This is a genomic window from Streptomyces sp. NPDC086989 (assembly GCF_044745505.1).
GTDB lineage: Bacteria > Actinomycetota > Actinomycetes > Streptomycetales > Streptomycetaceae > Streptomyces.
In genome coordinates this window covers 45,994-65,391 of record NZ_JBIVAL010000007.1, presented here as the reverse complement: position 1 = coordinate 65,391, position 19,398 = coordinate 45,994, and the positions used below count along the sequence as shown (strand labels likewise).

Here is a 19,398-nt window from a genome sequence, read left to right as displayed (position 1 = left end):
CGCGGCGAGACCAGGGGCGGGGTGCCGGCCGGCACCCCGCCCCGCCGGTTTACGACCCACCCGCCGAGCATGTCCGGATCTGACAGAACATGGTCATTGCGGCCCTGACGGCGGGGCGACATGATCGAGCCATGCTCCCCCCGCACCGGGTCGTCGTCGCCGCTTTCCCCGGCGTCGAACTGCTCAACGTCACAGGTCCGGCCGAGGTGTTCTCGGTCGCCACCCGGGTCGCCGGCACCGGCCGCCCCGGGTACACCGTCCGCATCGCGACCGCCGGCGCGGAGCCGGTGGCCACGGCCGGCGGGATCCGGCTGATGGCCGACCTGGCGCTGGACGAGGTGCACGGCGACGTGGACACCCTCCTCGTGTCGGGTGCGGTCCGGGTGGACGACCACGGGGTGGAGCCGGTGCTCGACGGCGGGATCATCGACTGGCTGCGGGCGGCAGCCGCCAGCACCCACCGCGTGGCCTCCGTCTGCTCGGGCGCTCATCTGCTCGCGGCGGCGGGCCTGCTGGACGGGCTCTGCGCCACGACCCACTGGCGCACGTCCGCGCGGCTGGCCGCCGACCACCCGCGCGTCACCGTCGATCCGGACCCGATCTTCATCCGGCAAGGCCGCCTGTGGACCTGCGCCGGCATCGCCTCCGGGATGGACATGGCGCTCGCCATGGTCACCGAGGACCACGGCCCCGACCTCGCCCTGGCCACCGCCCGCACGATGGTCATGTACGTGAAACGAGCCGGTGGCCAGAGCCAGTTCAGCGTCCCGCTGGCGCTCCCGGCCGACCCCGGCGACCGGATCGACGACCTGCGCGTGTGGATCGGCGAACACCTCACCGAGGACCTGTCCGCCGACGCCCTGGCCGCGCGGCTGCACCTGAGCGTGCGCCACTTCGCCCGGCTGTTCCAGCGGCGCACCGGCATCACCCCCGCCGCGTACGTGGAGTCCGTCCGGCTGGAGGCCGCCCGTCGGCTGCTCCAGGACACCGGCCACGGCCTGCCCGAGATCGCCGCCCTGAGCGGCCTCGGCTCCGTGGAGAGCCTGCACCGGGCCTTCCGACGGCGCCTCGGCACCACCCCCGCCGAATACCGGCGCCGCTTCCGCTGAGCCCGACACCCCCGCCCCCCGACCGCCCGCGAACCACCGCGCGGCGGAAGACAGCCATGCCCCAGGAGGCAACCGTGTCCCGAACCAAGGTCGTCCCGATCCCCGTCATGGGCCGGCACAACATCAACGCGTACCTGCTGCTCGGCCGCCGACCCGTCATCGTCGACGCGGGAACGCCCGGCAGCGGCCGGCGGATCCACGACCAGGTCGCCGCCCACGGCGTGGACCCCGCCGACGTGTCGCTGATCATCGTCACGCACGGCCACATCGACCACTTCGGCTCCGCCGCCGAACTCCACCGCCTCACCGGCGCACCGGTGGCGGGCCACATCGCCGACCTCGGCCCGTTCCGCACCGGCCGGGTCCGCGAACCGTACCTGCCGACCGGTCCCATGGGCCGCCTCATGGCCAGGAACAAGAACCTGCACATGCGGGTCGAACCGTTCGAACCCGACGTGATCCTGACCGGCGAGACCGACCTGGAGGACTTCGGGATCACGGCACGCATCATGCCCACCCCCGGACACACCGCGGGATCGGTCTCCGTCCTCACCGGGCAGGGCGACCTCGTCGCGGGCGACCTGGTCGCCAACTCCTTCTTCGGCCTCGTCCGCGGTCGGCCGGCCAACCCGCCCTTCCACGACGACCCGCTGCGCAACCTCGACAGCCTGCGGACGATGCTCGACCTGAACCCCACCAGGCTTCACGTCGGCCACGGCACGCCGCTCGAGCCCGACCGCGTCCGACGCTGGGCCGCCCGCGAACACCGGCGACTGTCCCGACTCGAAGCAGCCGGCCGACTGCGCGCCCGTACGGCAGACGAAACGGCCTGACCGGCCTCCACCACCTCGCCCACGCGAACCTCGCGCCCACGCGAGCCTCGCGGCCATGCGCGATGCGCCGCCCGCGAGCGGGCCGGCCCGCGAAGCCGTCGCAGGCCGGTGGCGAAACGTGCCGCCCGGCGTGGCTGCGACCACCACGCGACCGGGCACCTGCACGTCGGATGCTGTCACGCGTTCTTCATGCTCCGTGCATGGTCCTGGTGCGGCTCCCCCGCGCACGATCAACAGACGCCGGGCCCGACCCAGCCCGGTGGTACCCACACCCGCACGCGCACCCGAGGAGCAGTCCGCCATGCCCAGCCGCCGTACCTTCCTGGCCGCTTCGACCGCTACGCTCGGTCTGACCGCCGTCACCGCCACCGCCGCCGGGTCGGCGCAGGCGGTGTCCGCGGTGACGGTCCCGGACACGGCGGACGGCTCCGGCGCCCGGCTGCCGAACATCGTCCTCGTCCTCGCCGACGACCTCGGCTACGGCGAACTCGGCGCCTACGGCCAGAAGCTGATCACCACCCCCCGCCTGGACCGGCTCGCCACCGAGGGGCTCCGCTTCACCGACGCCTACTCCACCGCGGCCGTCTGCGCACCCTCCCGCTGCTCCCTGCTGACCGGACTGCACACCGGCCACGCCACGGTCCGCGCCAACCCTTCCTCCGGCGGCCAGGGCTCGCTCACCGCCACCGACACCACCTTCGCGCAGGTGCTGCGGGCGCACGGCTACCGGACCGCCGTGATCGGCAAGTGGGGCTTCGGACCGGAGGCAGCCGGCCAGGACAGCCATCCGGCCGCCCGCGGCTTCGAGGAGTTCTACGGCTACATCGACCACACCCACGCCCACGAGTACTACCCCGAGTACCTCTGGCACAACGCGGTCAAAGAGCCCATCCCCGCCAACGTCGGCGGCGCCAAAGCCGTATACGCCCCCGACCTCCTCGAACAGCACGCCCTGGAGTTCATCGACGCCCACGCCGCCGAGCCGTTCCTCCTCCTGCTCACCCCGAACGTCCCGCACGCGCCCAGCGACGTCCCCGACACCAGCGCGTACGCCGACCGGAGCTGGACGGCCGCGAACAAGGGGCACGCGGCCCAGGTGTCCTACTTCGACTCACTGGTCGGCAAGGTGGTCGACCGGCTGCGCTCCCTCGGCCTGGAGCAGGACACCGTCGTCCTCGTCACCAGCGACAACGGCCCCCACGAGGAGGGCGGGGTCAACCCCGACCTGTTCGACGCCAACGGTCCGCTGCGCGGCTACAAGCGCAACCTCTACGAAGGCGGCGTACGCGTCCCCCTCATCGCCTGGGGCCCCGGCCGGGTCCGGCAGGGCACCAGCGACCGCCCGACCCCCCTGACCGATGTCCTGCCCACCCTCGCCGAGCTCGGCGGTGCCCCCGCCCCCACCGACGTGGACGGGCTCTCCGCCGCTCCCCTGCTCACCGGCAGCCCCGACTCCGCGCGCCACGGACACCTGTACTGGTTCCGCGACGAGCTGGGGGTCACCAGCCGGGCCAATGCCCAGGACGACAAGCGCGCCACCTGGCTCGCCGAGGCGGTGCGCAGGGAGAACTGGAAGGCCGTGCGCTTCGCCCCCGAGCGCGACCACAACCTCCCCGACGACAAGTGGCAGGTGGAGCTGTACGACCTGGCGGCCGACCTCGGCGAGACCCGCAACGTCCTCGACAAGAACCCCTCCAAGGCCGCGGAACTGGTGGCGCTGATGCGCTCCTCCTGGAAGGACACCTATCCGCGCACCCCCTTCGGGACCCGCCTGACGCTGCCCCGCCTGGCCGTCCCCGGCCAGGCGTTCACCGTGACCGCCACCCTGGACAACGGTTCCGCACGGCCCTGGACCACCGCGGCGCTCGGCCTGCGCGCCCCTGCCGGATGGACCGTGATCGCCGCCTCCCCGACCACGGCGGAAGAGCTCGCCGCCGGCGCCCGGCTCACCGCCTCCTGGCAGGTCACCCCGCCCGCGGGCGCCGCCCCCGCTACCCCGTGGGAGCTCACCGCGGAGGGCACCGCCCTCACTGCGGCCGGCCCGGTCCGCTACCCGGCGACGGGCACCGTCCCGACCCCGCCCCCCGCCCCCACGCGCGACTCCTACCTTTCCGACCTCACCTGGATCAGCGCCACCAACGGCTGGGGACCGGTGGAACTCGACACCTCCAACGGCAAGAACGCCGCAGGTGACGGCCCGCTGATCTCCTTCGGCGGTACGGCGTACCCCAAGGGTCTGGGCGTCCACGCGCCCAGCGACATCGCCTACCACCTCGGCGGCGGCGCCGTCCGCTTCACCTCCCTGGTCGGCATCGACGACTTCTCCGCCAAGCAGAGCACCCTCGGCGCCACCCGCGCCAAGGTCTACGGCGACGACCGCCTGATCCTCACCACCCCCACCCTCACGGCGGCCACCGGCCCGGTCGCGGTCGACGTGGACGTACGGGGCGTCCGCGTCCTGCGTCTGGTGGTCGAGGACGCCAACAACCGCACGTCCTTCGACCACACCTCCTGGGCCCTGGCCCGGGTCACCGTGTCCTGACCTCCGGCGCCCGCAATGCCAGAGGCCGTTGAGGCCGTTTCGGAGCACTCGAAACGGCCTCTTCGGCGGTTGACGGCGGGTATGCGGACGACGGGCCGTATTACGCGAGGTCGGCGGCCACACGGAACCCGATGTTGCCGGTCGAGCTGTCGGGCGTGTTCGAGCTGCGGGCCGCGACGCGGTAGCGGTTGCAGTAGGAGTCGTGGCAGAGGTAGGAGCCTCCGCGCATGGCGCGGGACGTCTCCGCTCCGGGGGTGAACCAGTCCGCGCACCACTCCCAGACGTTGCCGACCGCGTTGTAGAGGCCGAAGCCGTTGGGCCGGAAGGAGTTCACGGGGGCGGTGGAGACGTAGCCGTCGGCACCGGTGTTGAGTACGGGGAACTCGCCCTGCCAGATATTGCACATGTGACGGCCCTCGGGCGTGAGCTCGTCGCCCCATGGGTATCGGCGCTGCTCCAGGCCGCCGCGGGCCGCGTACTCCCACTCGGCCTCGGTGGGCAGGCGGGTGCCGGACCAGGCGCAGTACGCCTGGGCGTCGTTCCATGACACATGGACGACGGGGTGGTCCTGCCGGTCGGTGACCTGCGAACCGGGCCCTTCGGGGTGGCGCCAGGAGGCGCCCTCCACCGCCCGCCACCACGGGACGGCCGCCACGGGCGCGGAGACCGCGGCGACCTCGTCGGTGAGGAAGGCACCGAAGGTGAACGAGAAGCCGAAGCGTTCGGCCTCCGTCGTATAGCCGGTGGCCTTGGCGAAGGTGGCGAACTGGGCATTGGTCACGGCCGTGGCCGCGATCCGGAAGGGCTCCACGGCCACCTCGCGGACCGGCCCCTCGGCGTCCGCCGGGAAGCCCTCCGGGTCGTCGGTGCCCATGAGGAAGCTGCCACCGGGCAGGGTGAGCAGCTGCCGGGCCAATCGGGAGGCCGGGGGCGCGGTGGGCGGTGGCGCGAGGGTGAGCGTCGGGGCATGGGCGCGGCCGGGGGTGCAGCAGTCAGACATGGCGGCTCCGTCGGGACGGTGGGCGGCCGGGCCCCGTACCTCGCGGTGGGGGCGCCCGGCCGGCGGTTCGGTGGTGCGGATCAGGCCACGCGGTCGGCGGCGAGCCGAGTGGCCAGGGCGGGGATGCCGAGAGCCTGCTCGTCGGCCGGAGTCGCCTGGTGGAGCGTGTTGGTCAGCTGGTGCGGGTCGTTCACCAGGTCGTGCCATACGCCCTTGGTCGACGTGGCGGCCCGCAGTGAGGATTCCTGCTGCCATGGCGACGAGAGTAGGTGAAGCGGAACCGCCGTTGCGTGTACGGCAGATGAAAATGGGGGCGCCCTGATGTCCCACTGCGGCCGCGGCCTCACCTACCGCCGGTGTGGCTGCAGGGACAACCAAGATCGCCCGCTCACCGCACCACCCTCTGCGCCGCACGCGCCGGCACGGGACGCACCTTGACTGGGTCAAGGCGCACAAAACGATCAAAGGCCGTTTCGGATTGCTCCAAAACGGCCTCTGACCTGCGACTCTTTCGAGTCGGGACGACAGGATTTGAACCTGCGACCCCTTGACCCCCAGTCAAGTGCGCTACCAAGCTGCGCCACGTCCCGATGCCCGCTGACCTGGGGTTTCCCCTGGTTGAACGCGCACGAGAACAATACCGCACTTCGCGGGGTGGTCGCGCGCGCCTTTCCGGGGCCGGGTTCCGCCCGGGGGACGCTTGACCTCAAGTCCACTTGAGGTAGCACGATCGGTGCATGACACAGACAACCGCGGACACCGGGTTCCGCCACGAGGACCTGGGCCGGTTCATGGCGCTCATGACCGGCGCCGAGAAGCACGGCCCCGCATCCACCTCCACGCTCGACGTGCTGTGGGTGCTCTACGACCGGGTCCTGCGGGTGACACCGGCCACCGCCGAAGAGCCGGGGCGGGACCGGTTCCTGCTCTCCAAGGGGCACGGGCCGATGGCGTACTACGCCGTACTCGCCGCGAAGGGATTCTTCCCCGTCGACTGGCTGAGCGGGTTCGGCTCCTACGCGTCACCCCTCGGACACCACCCGGACCGGACCCTGATCCCCGGGGTGGAGATCGGCAGCGGCTCGCTGGGCCACGGGCTGCCGCTCGCCGTCGGCAGTGCGCTCGGACTGCGGGCGCAGGGGCTGGACGACCCGGCGGTGTGGGTGCTGATCGGGGACGCGGAGCTCGACGAGGGCAGCAACCACGAGGCCCTCGCGTACGCCGGTGCGGCCGGCCTGGAGCGGCTGCACACGGTGGTGATCGACAACGACTCCGCGACCCACGGCTGGCACGGCGGGATCGCCTCCCGCTTCGAGGCCGCCGGCTGGTCCGCGGTGACCGTGGACGGCCGGGACCACGCGGCCCTGCACGCCGCGTTCACCGCACCGCATCCGGGCCGGCCGCACGCCGTCGTCGCCCGCGTCGAGAAGAAGCAGTAGTCGAGAAGCAGTAGTAGAGAAGAAGCAGTAGGAGAGGTCGGGAAGAACCGTGGACACCATGCGGGAACGCTTCATCTCGGTCACGTCGAGGGAACTGGACGATGACCCGCGGCTGGCCCTGGTGCTCGCCGAGATCACCATGGACGGGTTCCGGCCCGCGCAGCAGCGGCATCCGGACCGGGTGATCAACGTCGGGATCAGGGAACAGCTGCTCGTCGGGGTCGGCGGAGGGCTCGCCCTCACCGGGCTCCGGCCGATCGTGCACACCTTCGCCAGCTTCCTCGTGGAGCGGCCGTTCGAGCAGGTCAAGCTGGACTTCGGGCACCAGGGCACGGGCGGGGTCCTGGTCAGCGCGAGCGCCAGCTACGACTGGCCGGCCGGCGGGTTCACGCACATGGCGCCGGGCGACGTCGCGCTGATGGACACCCTCGACGGCTGGACGGTCCATGTGCCCGGGCACCCGGACGAGGCCGAGGCGCTGCTGCGCCACGCGTACGCCGCCGGGGACGAGAAGGTGTACGTGCGTCTGTCGCAGCAGTCGAACGCCGCCCCGCGCCCGGTGGACGGCCTGCGCATGGAGACCGTACGGGGGTCGGTCTCCGGCGCCGGTGTCGTCGTCGCCGTCGGCCCGCTGCTCGACAACGTCCTTGCCGCGACGGAGGGGCTGGACGTGAGCGTGCTGTACGCCACGACGGTGCGGCCCTTCGACGGGGCCGCCCTGCGCAGGGCCGTCGGCGGTGGCACGGCCGACGTCGTCCTCGTCGAGCCGTACCTGGCGGGCACCTCCACGGCGGCAGCCGCCGAGGCCCTCGCGGACGTGCCCCACCGCGTCCTCGGCCTCGGCGTCGGCCGCGCCGAGCTCCGCCGCTACGGCACCATGGAAGAGCACACCGCGGCGCACGGCCTGGACCCGCGCTCCCTCCGCGAGCGGATCAGCGGCTTCCTCCGCTGAGGTGGCCCTTCACCGCCCCGCCGGTTCCGGACGGGCCGCGGCCAGGCGCCCCGGGGCCGCCTGGAGCCAGGAGTCGATCAGGATCGCGCGCAGCTCGGCGACGCCGTCGAGCGCCGCCGGGCGGACCCGGAACCGCGCGTGGTCGCGGGTCCCGATGCCCTCGACCACAGCGCCCGGCACCGACGGCCGCCCCCGGGCGGCCGTCAGCCGGCGCGCGGCGCGTCCTCCCGGGCGTGGATGGTCTCCAGCAGCTCCGCCGCCAGGGACTTGGCCCTCGCCAGCCCCTGCATCCCCCACCTGCGCGGCTCCAGGTCCACCGCGCACACGGTGCCCAGGACGATCCCGGTCCGGTCGGTCAGCGGTGCGCCCACGTACGACCGGACCCCGCTCTCGTCGACCACCGCGTTGCCGGCGAAGCGCGCGAAGTCCCGTACGTCCTCGAGCACCAGCCCCCGGCGCCGCACCACCACGTGCGGGCAGTAGCCGTGGTCCCGGGGCAGCACCCGCGCCGGGTACCCGCTCGCGGGGGCGTCCGGCGCGTGGTGCAGTCCGGCGAAGAACTGCCGTTCCTCGCCGATGAAGTTGACCCCGGCGTACGGGGCCGCCAGCGCGTCCGCGACCTGCCGGGCGAAGGCGTCGAGTTCCGTGTCCGACCTCTCCCCCAGGCCCAGTTCGCGCAGCCGGACGGCGCGCGCGGGCGCCTCCCGGTCCACCGGTGTGAGCAGCAGGTGTCCGGTCGACTCGTAGTACGTCATCGCGGTGTCCCCCCATCCCCGTTCCAAGGCCCCGCCGCGTTGGCCGGGCCGGCCGATCCGTCCGTCGGTCTCTCTGTCGGTCTGTCTGTCGCCGCCGTGAAGAGCAGGTGCTGGACCAGCGCGGCGAGGGTCCCGGTCCCGGAGCTGGTCAGCCGCGCGTCGCACCGTACGACGGGTACGTCGGGCCCGAGTCCCACCGCCTCCCGGACCTCGTCGGCCGTGTAGCGGTGGCCGCCGTCGAACTCGTTGACGGCGACGATGAAGCCGATGCCGCGCCGCTCGAAGAAGTCCACGGCCGGGAAGCAGTCGGCGAGCCGGCGGGTGTCGGCGAGCACCACCGCACCGAGCGCGCCCGCGCACAGCTCCTCCCACAGGAACCAGAAGCGCTGCTGCCCGGGCGTGCCGAAGAGGTACAGGACGTGCCGCTCGTCCAGGGTGAGGCGGCCGAAGTCGAGCGCCACGGTCGTGCACGTCTTCGTCTCGACGCCGTCCAGCGGATCGGGGCCCTCGCCGAGCCCGCTGAGCAGTTCCTCCGTGCACAGCGGCTCGATCTCGCTCACCGCGCCGACGAAGGTCGTCTTGCCCGCCCCGAACCCGCCCGCGACCAGGATCTTCAAGGTCGCGGGCAGGACGGCGGCGGGGCGGGTGTCACAGCCGTCTGCGTAAGCCATCGAGCACCGCCCGGAGCAGGGTCTGGTCGTCGGCGGCGACGTACCCGCCGCCCGGGAACCGCGGCGCCTGCGCCGTGACGGCCCCGTGTTCCATCAGGTCGGACAGCAGCACCTTCACCACCACCGCCGGGAGCCGCAGCTGCCCGGCCACCTCGGCGACGGTGACGGCCGCCGAGCCCGCGCACAGGCGCAGCGCCAGGGCGTGCTCCGCGCCGAGGGCGCCGCGCGGACGCGTTCCCGTCGCGGTCACCAGGGAGAGCAGGTCGAGCGCGACGGCGCAGCGGGTCCGGCCGCCGCTGGCCGTGTACGGGCGCATCACCCGGCCCGCCGAGTCGTCGAGCCAGGGCGTGTCGCGCGGGGCCCCCATGCCGCACGCGGCGCGGGCGCGCATCACTCCGGGTCGCCGGCGGGCCGTCGCGGCGGGGCCGCCAGGTACGGTCGGACGCTCTTGACCAGCATCGCCATCTCGTAGCCGAGTACGCCCGCGTCGGCCTCCCGGTCGGCGAGGACCGCCAGGCAGGTGCCCACGCCGGCGGCCGACACGAAGACGAGGGCGGTGTCGAGCTCGACCACCACCTGGCGGACCTCCGCCCCGTCCCCGAACCGGGATCCGGCGCTCCGGCCGAGCGAGTACAGCCCGGACGCCAGCGCCGCGAGGTGGTCGGCGCTGTCGCTGTCGAGGCCGTGGACGCACGTGACGAGGCCGTCGGCCGTGAGGAGGACTGCACTGCGCGTGTAGGGGACCCGCTGGACCAGGCCGCTGAGCAGCCAGTCGAGGTCCGAGAGCCGGCTGGTCTTCGTCGCCGCTTCGCCGCCCATGGGGGTGCGCTCCTTGCCGAGATGTGAGGTCGGGGTCATGGCTGGTTCTCCGACTGGGCGAGGCCGAAGCCCCGTTGGAAGGCGGCCATCAGGCCCGGGTCGTGCACGGGTTGTTCGGGTGCGTCGGCCCGCCGCGGGGCGGGGGCGTCCCGCAGCTGCGGGGCGAGGTGGTGCTGGGCCCGGCGGCGGGGCAGCGATGGCCGGTCCGGATCGGTCCGGGCGGCCGGTACGGACACCGCCGGGTGAGCGGGCGCGGTCGCACGGACCGGGGCGGGCGCCGGGGGTGCGGGCTCGCGCCCGGCGTGCCCCGGGGGCGGGGGCGACGGCGTGAACGGGCCCGGACCCGCACCCGGCCCCGTAGTCGCACCCGGCCCCGTACCCGGAACCGGCCCGGGACCCGGCCCGGGGTCCAGGCCGAGGTCCAGGGTGGTCTCCACGAGCGGCGCCTCCCCCGGCTCCCAGGGCTCGGGCGCCTGCCGCAGCGCCCCCGGCCGCGTACGCGCGTCCGGGTGGGGCGGGGGAGGCGAGGGGGGCGCTGCCCAGGTCGCGCGGGCCGGCGCCCCGGCCACCGGCTCCGGCTCCCGTTCCGGTCGCTCCGGCTGGGGCTGCGGTTCCGGCCGGGGGTACAACTCCCGCTTGGGTACGGCCACCCGTACGGGCTCCAGCGGGGGCATGGCCGCGCCGGCCTCCCCGGTCCCCCACGAGGTGGCCCGGGAGCCCCCGAGCGCGTCGGCGGCGCTCGGCGCCTCCGCCCCCAGGAGTTCCTTCGGCAGGACGAGGACCGCGAGCACGCCGCCGTAGATGTTGGACTTGAGCTCGACGGCGATCCCGTGCCGGCGGGCCAGCGCCGAGACCACGAACAGGCCGATGCGGCCGTCCGCCAGCAGGTGCCGGACGCTGATCTGGTCGGGGTCGACGAGCAGGGCGTTCATCCGGTGCTGCTCGGCGGCCGGCATGCCCAGCCCGCGGTCCTCCACCTCGATGGCGATGCCCGCCGTGACCCGCTCGGCGCGCAGCACCACGTCGGTGTCGGGCGCCGAGAACACCGTGGCGTTCTCGACCAGTTCGGCCAGCAGGTGCACTACGTCGGCGACGGCGTGGCCGCGTACGGTGCCGCCCGCCGGGGGCACCACCTTGACCCGCGTGTACTGCTCGACCTCCGCGACGGAGGAGCGCAGCACCTCGCTCAGGTCGATGGGCCGGGTCCACTGGCGCCGGGAGGCGGCGCCGCCGAGGACGGCCAGGTTCTCGGCGTGGCGGCGGATCCGGGTGGCGAGGTGGTCGACGTGGAAGAGCTCCTTGAGGAGGTCGGGGTCCTCGACCGTGTCCTCCAGCTCGTCGAGCAGGGAGATCTCCCGGTGCACGAGGGACTGGAGCCGGCGCGCGAGGTTGACGAAGACCTCGACCTTGCGGTCGCTGTCGGACGGCGCGGCCGGTCCGGCCAGCCGTACGAGGGTGGCGTGCGCGTGTTCGCGGGCGCCGCGCAACTCCTGGGAGAGCAGCCAGAACTCGTCCACGCACGCCGGGTCGCCGCCGGGCGGGGGCGCCGCCGGGCCGCCGCGGACGGCGCGGGCCGGCGGCTCGCCGCGTTCCAGCCGCTCCGCGGCGGCCCGCAGTTCCTGGCGTCCGCGCACGCTGGAGCGGCGCAGGGCCTCGCAGCGGTCCCGGACGGCCTTGGCGGAGCGCTGGGCACCGAGCAGGGCGGCGGCCAGCGCGCCGACGACGAGCAGCGCGCAGCCGGCCAGGACGGGCCACAGCCGGGCGTCCCGCTGCCCCGCGCCCCCGCCGAGCTGGAGCGTGAAGATCACCGCGGCGGCTCCGCTGAGCGCCGCGGCGAGCGTGGGCAGCAGGGCGGCGCGCACCAGCTGGGGCCGTATCTGCCGGCCGGGACCGGTGACGGCGTGTCTCGACGGGGCGTGGCGGGCGGCGCGGAGTCCGGACATCGGCGTCCTCTACGTGGGGCCCGGGCCCCCAGCGGTTCCGGGGCCCGGTGTTGATCACCGGATACCCACGCTAGACCGCACGATCCCGCCCCTGACAGCCAGTTGGGGAAGTTCGCGGGGGTGCTTCCCGCTCCCGGCGGAGCGCTCGCACGACAGCCCGAATCCGCCGGGGGCGCACGTTCGCAGCGGCCGTGTGCGACGTGCGACCCCCGGTCGGCGGATGCCCCGGGCCGGCGCCTACGAGCCGACGGCCTCCGGTTCCTCGTGCGCCACGGCCGGCGGACGCGTGGCCGTGACCGGGCGGGACTTCGGCGCGGCTGCGGGCGGGGCCGACGCCACGAACGGGCGCCACCACGGCTCCCTCGGGGCGTCCGCGGCGCCCGGCTCGAACGGCTGGCCGGGGATCGGCAGCGCGATCGCCGAGCCGGTGGTCTCGGCGGCGGCCACGGTGCCCTCGCCGGGCTCGTCCCACGGGTGCGGGGCCAGGTTGAAGGTGCCCCAGTGGATCGGCAGCATCGTGCCGTGCGGGACGCCGCCCTGCAGGTCGAGGTGGGCGCGCATGCCCTCCTCGGGGGTCATGTGGATGTCGGGCCAGTACTCCGAGTACGCACCGATCTGGATCATCGTGGCGTCGAAGGGGCCGTGCTCGGCGCCGATCTCCCCGAAGCCGGGGAAGTAACCGGTGTCGCCGCTGTGGAAGATCCGGTGTTCGTCGCCCGCGACGACCCACGAGGCCCACAGGGTGTTCTGGGTGTTGCGCAGGCCGCGCCCGCAGAAGTGGCGCGCCGGGGTGGCCGTCAGCGAGAGCCCCGCGATCTTGGTGCCCTCGTTCCAGTCGAGCTCGCGCAGCCGGTCCGGGGCGACGCCCCACCGCTCCAGGTGGGCGCCGACGCCGAGCGGGACGGCGAAGACGGTGTCCGTGCCGGCCAGCTGCTTGATGGTCGGCAGGTCGAGGTGGTCGTAGTGGTCGTGCGAGATCACCACGGCGTCGACCGGGCCCAGCGAGGCCAGCGGTACGGGGACGGGGTGCAGCCGCTTGGGTCCGGCGAACGGGAAGGGCGAGCACCGCTCGCCCCATACGGGATCGAACAGCACGCGCCGCCCGTCCATCTCCGCGAGTACGCCGGAGTGCCCCATCCAGGTCAGGCGCAGCCCACTGGCCGGCGGTTTCGCCAGCTCCGCGAGCGTGGTCGGGTACACCGGGATCGGCGCGCCCGGGTTGCGCCGGATCCGCTGCTCCTTGTGGAAGTAGATCTTGGCGAACTCCAGCATGGAGCCGGAGGGCCGGGTCCTGGCCCCGACGGGGTTCTGGAAGACGCCGTCGGCGAAGTTCGGCGAGCGCAGGATCCGCTCCAGGCGCGCGCCGGAGGGGTCCGCGCCGAAGGCTTCGGGCCGCAGGGCGCGCAGCCGTGGACGCAGGGGACGGGAGCCGGTCAAGGCGCCTCCTGGGAGGGTGGGGCGGATGGTCGTGATGCCGTACGGAACACCGGTTCTATCACCATGCCAACGCGCACCGGCCCCGAAGGATTCCGCCGCGCGCCACGGGCCTCGCGCCCCGCCTCGGCTCCCGTCCTCTCCCCTCCTACGCCCCTCCCCGGCTCTTCTCCCTCCCCCGGCTCCTCCCGAGCCCCTCCCGCACCCGTCTGCGCCGGTCTACAGCGGCAGCAGGTCCGGACGCTTCGCCTCCACGTGGTCCCCGGAGGACTCGCCGCGCAGCCGGCGCCCGATCCACGGCACCAGGTGCTCCCGCGCCCACTGGATGTTGTCCCGGGTCACGTCCACCGAGCCGCGCGGCTGTTGCGGCGGCCACGGCTGGTCGGGGTCGGCCGGCACCTCCAGCCCCAGCACCTGGGCGGCGCGCAGCGCGACCCGGGTGTGCCCCTCGGGCGAGAGGTGCAGCCGGTCGAAGTCCCAGGCACGGCGGTCCTGTACGGACTTCAGCGACCAGAGGTCGAGCACCGGGCAGTCGTAGCGGTCGGCGATGGCGCGCACGTGCGCGCTGTACGTCGCCACCTTGCCCCGGAGGTGCTTGAGGACCGGTACGCCACGGGTGTCGAAGCCCGTGGTGATCATGACCTGTCCGACGGCCCCGGTCAGGTCGGCGACGGCGGCCTCGAACCGCTCCGCCACGTCGTCCGGGTCGCTGCCGGGCCGGATGATGTCGTTGCCGCCCGCACAGAAGCTCACCAGGTCGGGTGCGAGCTCCTTGGCCCGGGGGACCTGTTCGGCCACGATCTGGTCGAGGAGGCGTCCCCGCACGGCCAGGTTCGCGTACCGGAAGTCGTGTTCCTCGCGCTGATCGGCCAGGAGCACGGCCAGCCGGTCCGCCCAGCCGAGAAAGGTCTCGCCGGGCCCCGGGTCCCCCACACCCTCGGTGAAGCTGTCCCCGATCGCCGCGTACGAGCCGATGTTCTTGAGTGTCGTCTTCGTCGCTGCCACGAGACCACATCCTTCACCCCGGCACGTGACCTACGCCACCGTAGGAAGGGGTTGACGGGCCGTGATCTATACCACCCGTCCAGTGCGGAATAACAGCGCGTGAGGCCGGGACCCCCCTCGGGTCCCGGCCTCACGCGTCCGGCTGCCCCTCCGACGGCGGGAGCCGTCAGATGCTCACGCCCTTGGAGCGGAGGTAGGCCAGCGGGTCGATGTCCGAGCCGTAGGACGGCCCGGTGCGGATCTCGAAGTGCAGGTGCGGGCCGGTCGAGTTGCCGGTGGAACCGGACAGGCCGATCGTCTGGCCGGCGGTGACGCTCTGGCCGGCCGAGACGGAGAGCTGGGACAGGTGGCCGTACTGGGAGTACTTGCCGTCCGCGTGCCGGATGACGACCTCGTTGCCGTACGCGCCGCCCCAGCCGGCGGAGACCACGGTGCCGGCTCCGACGGCGCGGACGGTGGTGCCGGAGCTCGCGACGAAGTCGACACCGGTGTGGTAGCCGCTGGACCACATGGCACCGGGGGTCTTGTACTGGGTGGAGATCCCCGTGCTGCCGACGGGGGCGACGAAGCCGGCGGCGCCGACCGTGCCGGCTGCGGACTTGACGGTGGCGCTCTTCCGGGCGGCCGCGGCCGCAGCGGCGGCGGGAGCCGGGGCCGCGGGAGCCGGGGCCGAGTCCGCGGACCGCTTCTCGGAGGACCGTTCCGCCGGAGCCTGGGCGGGCTTCTCGGCGGGGACCCCCGTGCCCTGCGCACCGAGGGTCAGCTTGAGCCCGGGGTGGATCAGCGAGGGGTCCGCGCCGACGGCCTCGCGGTTGTCTGCGTACAGCTGCTGCCAGCCGCCGGAGAGGTGGCGGTCCTGGGCGATCTTGGAGAGGTAGTCGCCGGGTACGACGGTGTAGACGGCCGGCGCGGCCTGCACGGCGGTGGCCGGGGCGGCAGCCCGGAGCGCCGCGGGGGCCTGTGCCGCCTGCACGGGGGCCGCGGCGGGTGCGGCGGCCGGGGCGCCGGCGGCGTGGGCGCCGGCGGCACCCAGCAGCGGCAGCGCGAGGGCCGCACCGCCGGTGCCCGCGACGGCGAAGCCGCGCGCCACGGAACGGGACTTGGGACGGCGGTGCTTACCCTTTGCAGGCATGGCGAATTCCTCTCCGTCGCCTGCGAGGTGAGCTGTCGGGTTCGGACTGGAGATGTCCGGCCGCACATGAGGGGACCATGTACGACTTCACCCCGAGCTGCGCCGATACGGAGATCGGAAACAGCGGCTTACCTGGTTCCCCCGCTCCTGCCGCGCGCGTCAATAGTCGGGTGCGGTATCCGGACGGCGGCAGGATTCGGCGGTCCATCCGGATCGATCGCGAAGGTAATCGAGTTCGGCCGCACGGAACAAGCCACGAATTTCCTGACGCATTCGCGGGAGGGGGAATCCGACGGAATTCCGGTCACCCTGCGTCCATTCCCCGCCGCCAACGGCCGCCCCGGCCGGGCCATTCGACTTCGACGATCAGGCACGCACGGTCACCGTATGATCTGGCTCACGGGGCTGCGCCCGATCTCGCCTCCAGTAATGGCAAGTTGGCCGCAACCAGTGTAATTCGGACACACACGACGACGCGGAGGAGTTCCCGTGACCCAGCAGATACCCCGGCCCCCGCGGACGGAGCCCGTACCGGAGCCGGAGCTGGCAGGAGTGCGCAACTTCCGTGACGTGGGCGGCCTGCCGACCGCCGACGGACGGAGGGTCAAGCCGGGAAAACTATTCCGTAGCGGACATCTGGCACATGCCACCGAAACCGACGCAGAATTTCTCGCGTCGCTCGGCCTGCACACCGTCTTCGACTTCCGCAACGGCGCGGACCACGCCCTGGAGGGGCCCGACGTCGAGCTCCCCGGCGTGCGGAACGTGAACATCCCGCTGTCGGATCCTGCCGACGGCAGGGAGTTCTGGAAGGTGGTCCGCGAGGGCGGCGTCGAGCAGCTCCGCGCACTCCTCGGCGACGGGAAGGCCGCCGAGCGGATGGCCGCCTCGTACCGCTCGATGGTCGAGCACCGCACCGCCGAGCACAGCCGGGTCGTGCACGCCCTCGCCGAGGACAGCATTCCGGCACTCATGCACTGCGCGGCCGGAAAGGACCGGGCCGGCCTGTCGATCGCCGTCACCCTGCTCGCGCTGGGCGTGGAGCGCGAGGCGATCGTGGCGGACTACCTGGAGTCCAACGCCCCGCACCGCCGCTACCGGGTGCGCCGCGGAAGCGATGCCCCCGAGGCCCGTTCCGCCGAGGTGATGGAGCTGCTCGCGCCGCTCTTCGACGCCCGCGCCGAGTACCTCACCGCGGCCTTCGAGACGATCGACGGGCACTGGGGCGGGGTCGACCGGTACCTCTCCGAGGGCCTCGGACTCGCGCCCGAGACCCTCGAACGACTGCGGGACCGGCTCCTCGACCGCTAGGTCGTTCCTTCCGGATCAGGCCGGGCGGGAGCCGGGCGGGCCGTCAGCCGCCGCCGACGGCCTGCTTCACCAGCGTCCTGCCGAAGTCCCACATCAGCGAGCCCCCGCCGTGGGCCTCGTCCATCACCTCGCGGAAGGCCGTGACGAACCGGTCGACGTCCGCCTCGTCGACGATCAGCGGCGGGATGAGCTTGATGACCTCCAGACGGTCTCCCGACACCTGGGTCAGGATCCGGTGCCTCTGCAGCAGCGGCACCACGACCATCTGCGCGAAGAGCCCCTTGCGGGCCGCCTGGAGCATCGTCCACCGGCTGCGCAGCCCCAGCGAGGACGGCCGGCCGAACTCGATGCCGATCATCAGGCCCCGCCCCCGTACCTCGTGGAGCAGCTCATACTCGTCCACGAGCGCCGCGAGCCGGCCGCGCAGCAGGTCGCCCGTGACACGCGCCTTCGCGACCACCGACTCGTCCTCCATGACCGAGAGCACCGCCAGCCCGGCCGCCATCGCCTGCGCGTTGGATCCGAAGCTGGCGGAGTGCACCAGCACCCGGTCCATGGACGAGTAGACCTTCTTGAAGATCCAGTCCTTGCCGAGGGTCGCACCGACCGGCACGTAGCCGCCCGACAGGGCCTTGGCCACGCAGACCAGGTCCGGTTCCACGCCCGGCTCGTGCTGGTACGCGTAGAAGTCGCCGGTCCGGCCGAGGCCGGTCTGCACCTCGTCCGCGATCAGCAGCGCCTTGTGCCGGTGCAGCAGCTCCTGCGCCGCGCGAAGGAATCCGGGCGGGGCCTCCAGCACGCCCTTGCCCTGGATCGGCTCGACGACGAAGGCGGCGACGTCGCCCCGCGCCAGTTCCCGTTCCAGGGCGCCCAGGTCACCGAGGGGGATCTTCGTATCGGGCAGCAGCGGCGCGAAGCCGTCCCGGAAGCCGCCCTCCCCGTTGACGGAGAGGGAGCCCGTGGTCAGCCCGTGGAAGGCGTGGTCGCAGTAGAGGACCCTGGGCCGCCCGGTGGCGTACCGGGCGAACTTCAGGGCGGTCTCCACGGCCTCGGTGCCGCTGTTGCCGAAGAAGACACGGTCCAGGTGCGGACTGTGCGCGAGCAGCCGCTCCGCGAGCAGCCCGGGCAGGGGCTGGCAGTCGAAGCGGGTCAGATCGGCGAGCTGTGCGTCCAGGACGTCGTGCAGGGCCTTGCGGACCACGGGGTGGTGCCGGCCCAGGCCCATCACGCCGAACCCGGCCAGCATGTCCAGGTAGTCGTTGCCCTCCGCGTCCCAGAAGTGCGCGCCCTCGGCCCGTACGTAGACCTTGTCGAACCCGATCGTGTGCAGCATCCGCGGCAGCTGGTGGTTGAGGTGCCGCGCGTGCAGCTCGTACCGTTCCCCGCCCCGCTCGTCCAGCAGGGCGCGGAGGTCGAAGCCGGTCACTGCTTCTCCCGGTTCCCCGAGACCGTCTCGCGGGCGGCGCGCAGCGACTCCTTGAGGGAGCCCATGGTGGCGAGGACGGCGGTGGGCTCGTAGCCGCAGTGCGCCATGCAGTTGGCGCAGCGCGGGTCCCTTCCGCGGCCGTACTTGCTCCAGTCGGTGTCCTCGATCAGTTCCCGGTACGTCGGAACGTACCCGTCGCTCATCAGATAGCAGGGGCGCTGCCAGCCGAAGAGGGAGTAATTCGGAATCGCCCAGGCGGTGCAGGGGAAATCCACCTTTCCTTCCAGGAAGTCGAGGAAGAGCGGCGAGTGGTTGAGCCGCCAGCGCCGCCGGTTTCCGCCCGCGAAGGCCTTCTTGAAGAGTTCCCTGGTCTGCTCGACGCCGAGGAAGTGCTCCTGGTCGGGGGCCTTTTCGTAGGCGTATGCGGGCGAGATCATCATTTCGTCGACCTTGAGGTCGTCGTTGAGGTAGTTGAGCACCTCGATGATCGTCTGCGGGGTGTCGGTGTTGAAGAAGGTCGAGTTGGTGGTGACCCGGAATCCGCGCCTCTTCGCCTCCTTGATGGCGGCGACCGCCTCGTCGAAGACGCCTTCCTTGGCCACCGACTCGTCGTGCCGTTCGCGCAGCCCGTCGATGTGCACGGCGAAGGCGAAGTAGGGGGACGGGGTGAACTTCTCGATCTTCTTGCGCAGCAGCATCGCGTTGGTGCAGAGGAAGACGTACTTCCGCCGGGCCACCAACTGCCGCACGATCTCGTCGATCTGCGGGTGCATCAGCGGCTCGCCGCCCGCGATGGACACCATCGGCGCGCCGGATTCCAGGACGGCGCCGACGGCCTGGGCGACCGGCATGCGCTGCTTGAGCACTCCGGCCGGGTGCTGGATCTTCCCGCACCCCTCACAGGCCAGATTGCAGGCGTAGAGCGGCTCCAGCTCGACGATCAGCGGGAACTTCTCACGCTTGCGGAGCTTCTGTTCGAGAAGATACGTCCCGACCCTGATGGACTGTCGCAGTGGCATGGCCATCT

Annotated in this window: 18 protein-coding genes, 1 tRNA gene and 1 riboswitch; of the genes, 6 read left to right on the top strand and 13 right to left on the bottom strand. The window is 72.9% G+C overall.

All coding sequences use genetic code 11. From position 1 onward, the window contains the following. Nucleotides 1–131: 131 nt before the first annotated feature. The 3 genes from ACIPK4_RS18385 (at nt 132) to ACIPK4_RS18375 (ending at nt 4,484) form a co-directional block, all read left to right on the top strand. Entirely contained in the window at nt 132–1,109 is a 978-nt protein-coding gene (locus ACIPK4_RS18385) for a GlxA family transcriptional regulator (RefSeq protein ID WP_402313783.1), read from the top strand. Nucleotides 1,110–1,183: 74 nt separating this feature from the next. Then, complete coding sequence (locus ACIPK4_RS18380) at nt 1,184–1,942, top strand: MBL fold metallo-hydrolase (RefSeq protein ID WP_402313781.1); 759 nt, start codon at nt 1,184–1,186, stop codon at nt 1,940–1,942. A 301-nt stretch (nt 1,943–2,243) separates the two neighbouring features. After that, complete coding sequence (locus tag ACIPK4_RS18375; RefSeq protein WP_402313779.1) at nt 2,244–4,484, top strand: sulfatase-like hydrolase/transferase; 2,241 nt, start codon at nt 2,244–2,246, stop codon at nt 4,482–4,484. Between the two features lie 100 nt (nt 4,485–4,584). Here the strand turns inward: ACIPK4_RS18375 and ACIPK4_RS18370 are convergent, their stop codons facing one another. Then, complete coding sequence (locus ACIPK4_RS18370; protein ID WP_402313777.1) at nt 4,585–5,484, bottom strand: formylglycine-generating enzyme family protein; 900 nt, start codon at nt 5,482–5,484, stop codon at nt 4,585–4,587. 516 nt (nt 5,485–6,000) lie between these two features. Continuing rightward, nucleotides 6,001–6,074 (bottom strand) — tRNA-Pro (locus ACIPK4_RS18365). Nucleotides 6,075–6,221: 147 nt separating this feature from the next. Between ACIPK4_RS18365 and ACIPK4_RS18360 the strand changes: the two genes are divergently transcribed. Together ACIPK4_RS18360 and ACIPK4_RS18355 are read left to right on the top strand one after the other, a co-directional pair. After that, nucleotides 6,222–6,923, top strand: coding sequence for a transketolase (locus tag ACIPK4_RS18360; RefSeq protein ID WP_402313775.1), 702 nt, complete (start codon nt 6,222–6,224; stop codon nt 6,921–6,923). Between the two features lie 49 nt (nt 6,924–6,972). After that, entirely contained in the window at nt 6,973–7,875 is a 903-nt protein-coding gene (locus tag ACIPK4_RS18355) for a transketolase family protein (protein ID WP_402313773.1), read from the top strand. A gap of 9 nt (nt 7,876–7,884) precedes the next feature. Here ACIPK4_RS18355 and ACIPK4_RS18350 read toward each other — a convergent pair whose 3' ends face one another. The 9 genes from ACIPK4_RS18350 to ACIPK4_RS18310 all read right to left on the bottom strand — a co-directional run bounded on the left by ACIPK4_RS18350 (nt 7,885) and on the right by ACIPK4_RS18310 (nt 15,634). Beyond that, nucleotides 7,885–8,055, bottom strand: a complete 171-nt coding sequence (locus ACIPK4_RS18350; RefSeq protein WP_402313771.1) for a hypothetical protein — start codon at nt 8,053–8,055, stop codon at nt 7,885–7,887. A 23-nt stretch (nt 8,056–8,078) separates the two neighbouring features. Further along, nucleotides 8,079–8,630 carry a GAF domain-containing protein gene (locus ACIPK4_RS18345; protein WP_402313769.1) on the bottom strand — a complete coding sequence of 184 codons (552 nt, stop codon included), beginning with the start codon at nt 8,628–8,630 and terminating at the stop codon, nt 8,079–8,081. Next, a complete protein-coding gene (locus tag ACIPK4_RS18340) occupies nt 8,627–9,301 on the bottom strand; it encodes a GTP-binding protein (RefSeq protein WP_402313767.1) in 675 nt (224 codons plus the stop codon). The genes ACIPK4_RS18345 and ACIPK4_RS18340 overlap by 4 nt, the downstream gene beginning before the upstream one ends. Then, on the bottom strand, nt 9,279–9,668 hold the full coding sequence (locus ACIPK4_RS18335) for a DUF742 domain-containing protein (protein ID WP_054221823.1): 390 nt from the start codon (nt 9,666–9,668) through the stop codon (nt 9,279–9,281). The genes ACIPK4_RS18340 and ACIPK4_RS18335 overlap by 23 nt, the downstream gene beginning before the upstream one ends. A 23-nt stretch (nt 9,669–9,691) precedes the next feature. Next, nucleotides 9,692–10,120, bottom strand: coding sequence for a roadblock/LC7 domain-containing protein (locus ACIPK4_RS18330; RefSeq protein ID WP_402314380.1), 429 nt, complete (start codon nt 10,118–10,120; stop codon nt 9,692–9,694). A gap of 35 nt (nt 10,121–10,155) precedes the next feature. Beyond that, nucleotides 10,156–12,063, bottom strand: a complete 1,908-nt coding sequence (locus ACIPK4_RS18325) for a sensor histidine kinase (RefSeq protein ID WP_402313765.1) — start codon at nt 12,061–12,063, stop codon at nt 10,156–10,158. A 237-nt stretch (nt 12,064–12,300) separates the two neighbouring features. Beyond that, a complete protein-coding gene (locus ACIPK4_RS18320) occupies nt 12,301–13,500 on the bottom strand; it encodes an MBL fold metallo-hydrolase (RefSeq protein WP_402313763.1) in 1,200 nt (399 codons plus the stop codon). A gap of 216 nt (nt 13,501–13,716) precedes the next feature. Further along, on the bottom strand, nt 13,717–14,502 hold the full coding sequence (locus tag ACIPK4_RS18315; RefSeq protein ID WP_054221821.1) for an SGNH/GDSL hydrolase family protein: 786 nt from the start codon (nt 14,500–14,502) through the stop codon (nt 13,717–13,719). Nucleotides 14,503–14,668: 166 nt separating this feature from the next. After that, complete coding sequence (locus ACIPK4_RS18310) at nt 14,669–15,634, bottom strand: LysM peptidoglycan-binding domain-containing M23 family metallopeptidase (protein ID WP_402313761.1); 966 nt, start codon at nt 15,632–15,634, stop codon at nt 14,669–14,671. Nucleotides 15,635–15,638: 4 nt separating this feature from the next. Continuing rightward, a riboswitch (cyclic di-AMP (ydaO/yuaA leader) is annotated at nt 15,639–15,846 on the bottom strand. A gap of 277 nt (nt 15,847–16,123) precedes the next feature. Here ACIPK4_RS18310 and ACIPK4_RS18305 point away from each other — a divergent pair. Then, nucleotides 16,124–16,945 carry a tyrosine-protein phosphatase gene (locus ACIPK4_RS18305; RefSeq protein WP_402313759.1) on the top strand — a complete coding sequence of 274 codons (822 nt, stop codon included), beginning with the start codon at nt 16,124–16,126 and terminating at the stop codon, nt 16,943–16,945. Between the two features lie 43 nt (nt 16,946–16,988). Here the strand turns inward: ACIPK4_RS18305 and ACIPK4_RS18300 are convergent, their stop codons facing one another. After that, the gene (locus ACIPK4_RS18300) at nt 16,989–18,371 is read right to left on the bottom strand and encodes an aspartate aminotransferase family protein (RefSeq protein WP_402313757.1); all 1,383 of its coding nucleotides are present in this window, start codon (nt 18,369–18,371) and stop codon (nt 16,989–16,991) included. Continuing rightward, the gene (hpnH, locus tag ACIPK4_RS18295) at nt 18,368–19,396 is read right to left on the bottom strand and encodes an adenosyl-hopene transferase HpnH (RefSeq protein WP_054225341.1); all 1,029 of its coding nucleotides are present in this window, start codon (nt 19,394–19,396) and stop codon (nt 18,368–18,370) included. Before hpnH ends, ACIPK4_RS18300 begins: the two co-directional genes overlap by 4 nt. Nucleotides 19,397–19,398: the final 2 nt, after the last annotated feature.